The 6,480-nt window shown below is 44.5% G+C and carries 8 protein-coding genes; all 8 read left to right on the top strand.

The genetic code is table 11. The annotated features are described in order from the left end of the window. The 8 genes from mnmG to atpF all read left to right on the top strand — a co-directional run bounded on the left by mnmG (position 1) and on the right by atpF (position 6,468). On the top strand, positions 1 to 1,896 hold the full coding sequence (mnmG, locus tag Vt282_RS13790) for a tRNA uridine-5-carboxymethylaminomethyl(34) synthesis enzyme MnmG (RefSeq protein ID WP_162045245.1): 1,896 nt from the start codon (positions 1 to 3) through the stop codon (positions 1,894 to 1,896). Further along, the gene (gene rsmG, locus Vt282_RS13785; RefSeq protein ID WP_162045246.1) at positions 1,896 to 2,528 is read left to right on the top strand and encodes a 16S rRNA (guanine(527)-N(7))-methyltransferase RsmG; all 633 of its coding nucleotides are present in this window, start codon (positions 1,896 to 1,898) and stop codon (positions 2,526 to 2,528) included. Before mnmG ends, rsmG begins: the two co-directional genes overlap by 1 nt. A gap of 14 nt (positions 2,529 to 2,542) precedes the next feature. Beyond that, the gene (locus tag Vt282_RS13780) at positions 2,543 to 3,316 is read left to right on the top strand and encodes a ParA family protein (protein ID WP_162045247.1); all 774 of its coding nucleotides are present in this window, start codon (positions 2,543 to 2,545) and stop codon (positions 3,314 to 3,316) included. 24 nt (positions 3,317 to 3,340) lie between these two features. Beyond that, positions 3,341 to 4,222: a ParB/RepB/Spo0J family partition protein gene (locus Vt282_RS13775; protein ID WP_162063643.1), complete on the top strand. Its 882-nt coding sequence runs from the start codon at positions 3,341 to 3,343 to the stop codon at positions 4,220 to 4,222. Positions 4,223 to 4,407: 185 nt separating this feature from the next. Continuing rightward, positions 4,408 to 4,797, top strand: a complete 390-nt coding sequence (locus tag Vt282_RS13770) for a F0F1 ATP synthase subunit I (RefSeq protein WP_162045248.1) — start codon at positions 4,408 to 4,410, stop codon at positions 4,795 to 4,797. 8 nt (positions 4,798 to 4,805) lie between these two features. Further along, positions 4,806 to 5,615: a F0F1 ATP synthase subunit A gene (gene atpB / locus Vt282_RS13765; RefSeq protein ID WP_075648145.1), complete on the top strand. Its 810-nt coding sequence runs from the start codon at positions 4,806 to 4,808 to the stop codon at positions 5,613 to 5,615. 56 nt (positions 5,616 to 5,671) lie between these two features. Next, positions 5,672 to 5,926 carry a F0F1 ATP synthase subunit C gene (gene atpE, locus Vt282_RS13760; protein ID WP_002540812.1) on the top strand — a complete coding sequence of 85 codons (255 nt, stop codon included), beginning with the start codon at positions 5,672 to 5,674 and terminating at the stop codon, positions 5,924 to 5,926. Between the two features lie 71 nt (positions 5,927 to 5,997). Beyond that, on the top strand, positions 5,998 to 6,468 hold the full coding sequence (gene atpF / locus Vt282_RS13755; protein ID WP_114767296.1) for a F0F1 ATP synthase subunit B: 471 nt from the start codon (positions 5,998 to 6,000) through the stop codon (positions 6,466 to 6,468). Positions 6,469 to 6,480: the final 12 nt, after the last annotated feature.

Here is a 6,480-nt window from a genome sequence, read left to right as displayed (position 1 = left end):
ATGCTTTATCACGAAAACTTTGACGTCATCGTTGTTGGTGGCGGTCACGCAGGAACGGAAGCCGCACTCGCATCAGCGCGTACAGGGCAAAAAACCCTCTTACTTACTCATAATATTGACACGCTAGGTCAAATGTCTTGTAACCCTGCTATTGGCGGTATTGGTAAGGGGCACCTAGTGAAGGAAGTTGATGCTATGGGCGGTTTGATGGCACAAGCTATTGACCACGCTGGTATTCAATTTCGTACTTTAAACGCATCTAAAGGTCCTGCCGTACGAGCGACTCGTGCCCAAGCAGATCGCGCGTTATACAAAGCGTATGTACGCAATGTTTTAGAAAACACGCCAAATCTAACTTTGTTCCAACAAGCGGTTGATGATCTGATTGTCGAAAATGATCACGCTGTGGGTGTCGTTACCCAAATGGGACTTAAATTCCGCGCTAAAGCGGTGGTCTTGACGGTAGGTACTTTCCTTGGTGGTAAGATCCACATTGGTATGGAAAGTTCATCTGGCGGTCGCGCGGGCGATCCACCGTCGATCGCATTGGCAAATCGCCTGCGTGAACTTCCACTGCGCGTTGATCGTTTAAAAACAGGTACACCGCCACGTATCGATGCCAACAGTGTTGATTTTTCAGTGTTAGAAGCACAGCACGGTGACAATCCAACACCGGTGTTCTCATTCATGGGTAACCGTACGCAACATCCGCGTCAGATTCCGTGTTTTATTACTCATACCAACGAACGCACGCACGAAGTGATTCGCAATAACCTTGATCGCAGCCCGATGTATGCAGGGGTGATTGAAGGTATTGGTCCGCGTTACTGTCCTTCAATTGAAGACAAAGTAATGCGTTTTGCGGATAAAAACAGCCACCAAATCTTTATTGAGCCGGAAGGCCTGACCACAACTGAGTTGTATCCAAATGGTATCTCAACCAGTTTGCCATTTGATGTGCAGGTACAGATCGTTCGCTCAATGAAAGGTTTTGAAAATGCACACATCGTTCGTCCAGGTTATGCGATTGAGTACGATTTCTTCGATCCACGTGATTTGAAAACCACGTACGAAAACAAATTTATTTCAGGTCTGTTCTTTGCTGGCCAAATTAACGGCACAACTGGCTACGAAGAAGCTGCAGCACAAGGCTTGATGGCGGGTCTAAATGCAAGCTTGTACAGTCAAGACAAAGAAGGCTGGAGCCCTCGTCGTGACCAAGCATACGTGGGTGTACTGATTGACGATCTATCAACGATGGGTACTAAAGAACCGTACCGTATGTTTACCTCACGTGCCGAATACCGTTTATTACTGCGTGAAGACAATGCCGATTTACGTTTGACCGAAAAAGCACGTGAACTTGGCTTGATTGATGATGCTCGTTGGAGTCGTTTCAATGAGAAGATCGACAACATGGAAAAAGAGCGTCAACGCCTTAAAGAAACGTGGATGAATCCAAAATCGGCGGGTATCGATGAGCTAAACGCATTGCTGAAAGCGCCAATGGCGCGTGAAGCAAGCGGAGAAGATCTATTGCGTCGTCCAGAGATCTCATACGAGCAACTCACTCAACTAGCAGCATTCCAGCCAGCGCTAGAAGATCAACAAGCGGCAGAGCAAGTTGAAATTCAAGTAAAATACGAAGGCTACATCAAGCGTCAGCAAGATGAGATTGAAAAATCACTGCGTCATGAAAATACTAAACTGCCAGCTGACTTGGATTACAAACAAGTGAGTGGTTTGTCGAACGAAGTGGTACTTAAGCTGTCTGAAGCGAAACCTGAATCGATTGGTATTGCGTCGCGTATTTCTGGTATCACACCTGCAGCGATCTCTATCCTGCTGGTTCACCTGAAAAAACAAGGTTTACTGAAGAAGGGTGAGGAAGCCTAATGTCTGTTTTGCGTCAAAAGCTTGATGAACTGATTGCTCAAACCGATTTAACTGTTTCTGAGCGTCAGCGTGAACAGTTGGTGGGTTATGTTGAACTGCTTAACAAGTGGAATAAAGCATACAACCTAACCTCGGTTCGCGATCCACAAGAAATGTTAGTGAAACATATTCTTGATAGCATCATTGTTAGCACTCACCTTCAAGGTGAGCGCTTTATCGATGTGGGTACAGGTCCTGGTTTACCGGGTATTCCACTTGCGATCATGAATCCAGAGAGAGAATTTCACCTGCTTGATAGCTTGGGTAAGCGAATTCGCTTCATCAAGCAAGTGGTTCATGAACTGAAAATCGAAAACGTGACCCCGATTCAAAGTCGCGTTGAAGAGTATCAACTTGAAGATAAGTTTGATGGTGTACTAAGCCGAGCATTTGCCTCTATGGTTGATATGGTCGAGTGGTGTCATCATTTACCGAAAGCAGACACAGGCCGTTTCTTAGCACTCAAGGGGCAATTATCACAGGATGAGATTGCTGAACTACCTGAATGGTGTTGTGTGACCGATATCAAACCTTTGAAAGTTCCTCAGTTAGAAGGTGAGCGTCATCTAGTAATCTTATCGCGCAAGGAATAATAGCGAGGTAGATCGTGGGTAAAATTGTAGCCATTGCCAATCAAAAAGGCGGTGTTGGGAAAACAACGACTTGTATTAACTTAGCAGCCTCAATGGCCGCGACGAAACGCAAGGTATTGGTTATCGATCTTGACCCTCAGGGTAACGCTACCATGGCGAGTGGTGTCGACAAGTATCAAGTGGACGCCACCGCATATGAGCTTCTCGTGGAAGAAGTGCCGTTTAAAGATGTGGTGATCACCAAAACCACCGGTCACTATGACTTGATTGCAGCGAATGGTGATGTCACTGCGGCCGAGATAAAACTGATGGAAGTGTTCGCACGAGAGGTGCGATTAAAGCAGGCTTTACTGTCGGTTCGCGATAACTATGATTTCATCTTTATCGATTGTCCTCCTTCTCTAAACCTTCTTACAATCAATGCGATGGCCGCAGCAGACTCTGTGTTAGTGCCAATGCAGTGCGAATATTTTGCACTTGAAGGTTTAACTGCGTTAATGGACACCATTAGCAAACTAGCCGCTGTAGTTAACGAGAACCTCAAGATTGAGGGCTTGCTGCGTACCATGTACGATCCTCGAAACCGGCTATCTAATGAAGTTTCAGATCAACTCAAAAAGCACTTTGGTAGTAAAGTGTACCGCACCGTTATTCCTCGCAACGTTCGTTTAGCAGAAGCGCCAAGTTATGGTAAGCCTGCTATGTACTATGACAAGCATTCCGCTGGTTCAAAGGCTTATTTAGCCTTAGCGGGAGAGATGCTTCGTCGAGAAGAAGTACCTGCATAAAACTAACTTAAGGAACATAAATTCATGTCTAAACGTGGTTTAGGTAAAGGGCTTGATGCGCTCCTTTCAACCAGTTCGTTGGCGAGAGAGCGCCAGCAGGCCGTGAATTTTAGCCAAGAGCTATCAGGCAATGGCCAGTTAACGGAACTTAACGTTAATCAGCTACAAACTGGCGTTTACCAACCTCGTAAAGGGATGGAAGCGGAAGCGCTGGAAGAATTGGCTGCATCAATTCAGTCACAAGGCATTATTCAGCCGATCGTGGTACGCCAAATTGGCATCGACAAGTTTGAAATTATTGCGGGTGAACGCCGTTGGCGTGCTGCGCGCAAAGCGGGACTGAATAAAGTCCCGTGTTTGATCAAAAAAGTAGATGATCGTGAAGCGATCGCTATGGCATTGATCGAGAATATTCAGCGTGAAGATCTTAATGCGATCGAAGAAGCGCAAGCATTAGAACGTCTACAACAAGAGTTTAGTTTGACCCACCAGCAGGTGGCGGATGTGATTGGTAAATCACGCACCAGTGTGACTAATATTTTGCGTTTGAACCAACTGGAAGACGAAGTCAAAGAGTTGGTGGCGCAAAAACAGTTAGAAATGGGTCATGCTCGTGCACTGTTGGCTTTGCAGGAAGAGCAACAAGTTGTGATTGCGCAGCAAGTTGTGAGCAAGCAAATGACCGTGCGTCAAACTGAGCAATTGGTGAAAAAATGCCTGAATCCGGTAGTTGAGCCAGAAAATGCAACTAAAGACGAAGAAGCTCTACAAATGTCACAGAAATTGAGTGAAACATTGGGGGCTAAAGTTGCAATTGTACGCTCGAAATCAGGTAAGGCAAAAATAACGATAAATATAGATGAGCCTCAAATATTTCTGCAATTAATTACAAAATTGCAGAACTAAATGAGATAATTGATCTTAATCAAATTTTATAAAATTTGGTTTTGTGTAAAAGTTGTCGGTTTGTAAACAGAATTGTAACTTTTTGCGGTATTTTCATTGCATTCAATTCGACTCACCGTATAATTTTTTCAATTTCCCCAGCATCTAGGAAGTAACGCTGTGGATTTTACTAGAGGTATGAATACATGGTAACGGCGTTAGCTAGACCCGGACGAGAGCTTGCCAAGCAATTGTTAGTGATCCAGCTCAGCGCGGTTGCGTTAGTGGCAGTTGGAATGGCTGCAACTGTGAGTGTTAATTGGGGAATTTCTGCGCTGATTGGCGGCGGCATTTTTGTCGTTGCCAATGCTGTATTTGCTTGGTGTGCTTTCATGTTTAGTGGGGCGCGTGCAGCAAAGAAAGTGGCGGTTTCCTTCTACACCGGAGAAGTACTTAAGATTCTCATCACAGTGGTGTTGTTCTCATTTGTCTACATGTATATGCAGGTGGAACTTGTTCCCCTAAAACTAACCTATTTACTGGCTCTAGGTATTAATATCTGTGCGCCAGTGCTATTCATTAACAACAAAAAATAGGATGAGTTATGGCTGCGCCAGGTGAAGCGCTAACACAATCCGGATATATTGCTCACCACCTTTCAAACCTTTCATTTGGAAAGTTTGGCTGGGTGGAAGAAGCAAGTTTCTGGAACGTACATATCGATAGCCTGTTTTTTTCTTGGTTTACTGGTTTAATTTTCCTTGGAATTTTTTACAAAGTAGCGAAGAAAGCAACAGTAGGTGTACCGGGTAAGCTTCAGTGTGCTGTTGAAATGATCGTAGAATTTGTCGCGGAAAACGTCAAAGATACGTTCCATGGACGCAACCCTCTGATTGCACCTTTAGCACTAACTATCTTTTGTTGGGTATTTTTGATGAACGTGATGGACTTAGTTCCTATCGACTTCTTACCATACCCAGCTGAGCATTGGCTCGGAATCCCTTACTTAAAAGTGGTACCGTCTGCTGATGTGAATATCACCATGGCTATGGCTCTAGGCGTGTTTGCGTTGATGATTTACTACAGCATCAAAGTGAAAGGTCTAGGGGGCTTTGCAAAGGAATTGGCATTACATCCGTTTAATCACCCTGTAATGATTCCGTTTAACCTATTGATTGAAGTGGTATCGCTATTGGCTAAACCACTATCACTTGGTATGCGTCTATTCGGTAACATGTTCGCAGGTGAGGTTGTATTCATTCTTTGTGCAGCAATGCTGCCATGGTACTTACAATGGATGGGTTCACTACCGTGGGCAATTTTCCATATCTTGGTTATTACGATTCAAGCTTTCGTGTTTATGATGTTGACAATTGTTTACCTGTCAATGGCGCACGAAGACAGTGATCATTAATTTTTTTAAGCTTTTTATTTGGGCACTAAGCCAACAACTATAAATTGGAGATAGTAATGGAAACTTTACTGAGCTTTTCTGCAATCGCCGTAGGTATTATCGTCGGTCTTGCTTCTCTTGGTACAGCGATTGGTTTCGCACTTCTAGGTGGTAAATTCCTTGAAGGTGCAGCACGTCAACCAGAAATGGCTCCTATGCTACAAGTTAAGATGTTCATCATCGCTGGTCTACTTGATGCGGTTCCAATGATCGGTATCGTAATCGCGCTACTATTCACTTTCGCAAACCCATTCGTTGGTCAACTAGGTTAATCACTTATTGCGAAGGGTAAATTTCGATTTGCCATTGATTAACACTAAGTCCAAATAGAGGGGTAGCTGTTGTGAATATGAACGCAACTCTGCTAGGTCAAGCAATCTCGTTCGCACTCTTTGTGTGGTTCTGCATGAAGTATGTATGGCCACCATTGATGAATGCGATTGAAGAGCGTCAGAAAAAAATTGCTGACGGTCTACAAGCGGCAGAACGAGCTGCAAAAGACTTGGATCTAGCACAAGCCAACGCTTCTGATCAGTTGAAAGAAGCGAAACGCACAGCATCTGAGATCATTGAGCAAGCTAATAAGCGTAAAGCTCAAATTCTAGATGAAGCTCGCGAGGAAGCTCAGGTTGAACGCCAGAACATCCTTAATCAAGCTGAAGCTGAACTAGAAGCTGAACGCAACCGCGCGCGTGATGAACTGCGCAAACAAGTTGCAACTCTGGCTGTCGCTGGTGCTGAGAAAATCCTTGAGCGCTCTATCGATAAAGATGCGCATAAAGATATTCTCGACAACATTACTGCAAAACTTTAAGTCTGGGGGCGC

Source organism: Vibrio taketomensis (assembly GCF_009938165.1).
GTDB lineage: Bacteria > Pseudomonadota > Gammaproteobacteria > Enterobacterales > Vibrionaceae > Vibrio > Vibrio taketomensis.
The sequence above is the reverse complement of the archived record's forward strand: the minus strand, read 5'-3'. Positions and strand labels throughout refer to the sequence as shown.